A 1,261-nucleotide genomic window follows, 5' to 3' on the forward strand; every position below is an offset into this window, starting at 1 on the left:
AAGCGCAAAGCTCAGGCTGTCCCCGTCCACATCGCTGGCTGCCAGAGTGCCCGAGATCAACATATCCTCGTCCCCCGTAGCAGAGAGCGCCTGTGCCACAGGCGCATCATTCACCGCATTGACAGTGATCGTCACGGTCTGTGTGTCTGTCCCGCCGTTCCCGTCGCTCACCGTATAGGTAAAGCTGTCGCTGCCGTTGAAATCCCCGTCCGGCGTATAGCTGTAACTGCCATCCGCCGCCATCGTGACTGCGCCGTTGGCTCCATCCGTGGCCAGCGCAAAGGTCAGCGTATCGCCATCCACATCAGACGCGGCGACGCTGCCGGAAATCACCGTATCCTCATTACCGGAGGCCATGTCCGCCTGTGCCACAGGCGCGTCATTCACCGCATTGACGGTGATCGTCACGGTCTGTGTGTCTGTCCCGCCATTCCCGTCGCTCACCGTATAGGTAAAGCTGTCGCTGCCGTTGAAATCCCCATCCGGCGTGTAGCTGTAACTGCCATCCGCCGCCATCGTGACCGCGCCGTTGGTTCCATCTGTGGCCAACGCAAAGGTCAGCGCGTCTCCGTCCACATCAGACGCGGCGACGCTGCCGGAAATCACCGTATCCTCATTACCGGAGGCCGTGCCAGCCTGCGCTACAGGCGCATCATTCACCGCATCCACCGTGACCGTCACGGTCTGGGTGTCCGTTCCGCCGTTCCCGTCGCTTACCGTATAGGTGAAACTGTCCGAGCCGTTGAAGTCCCCATCGGGCGTGTAGCTGTAACTGCCATCCGCCGCCATTGTCACCGCGCCGTTGGCTCCATCCGTTGCCAGCGCAAAGCTGAGCGCGTCTCCGTCCACATCAGACGCGGCGACAGTTCCGGAAATCACCGTATCCTCATTACCGGAGCCCGTGTCCGCCTGTGCCACAGGCGCATCATTCACCGCATTGACTGTGATCGTCACGGTCTGGGTATCGGTTCCGCCATTCCCGTCACTCACCGTATAGGTGAAACTGTCGTTGCCGTTAAAATCCCCATCCGGCGTGTAGCTGTAACTGCCATCCGCCGCCATCGTGACCGCGCCGTTGGTTCCATCCGTGGCGAGCGCGAAAGTGAGCGTGTCTCCGTCCACATCAGACGCGGCGACGCTGCCGGAAATCACTGTATCCTCGTCACCGGAGGCCGTGCCAGCCTGCGCCACAGGCGCGTCATTCACCGCATCCACCGTGACCGTCACGGTCTGGGTGTCCGTTCCGCCGTTCCCGTCGCTT

Annotated in this window: 1 protein-coding gene; it reads right to left on the bottom strand. The window is 61.7% G+C overall.

What is annotated here, in order from left to right:
* A partial coding sequence (locus BFV97_RS08900) for an Ig-like domain-containing protein (RefSeq protein WP_157888300.1) occupies nucleotides 1-1,261 on the bottom strand: 1,261 nt, incomplete at both ends.

It is taken from the genome of Neptunicoccus sediminis, from assembly GCF_001719615.1.
Taxonomy (GTDB): domain Bacteria; phylum Pseudomonadota; class Alphaproteobacteria; order Rhodobacterales; family Rhodobacteraceae; genus Amylibacter; species Amylibacter sediminis.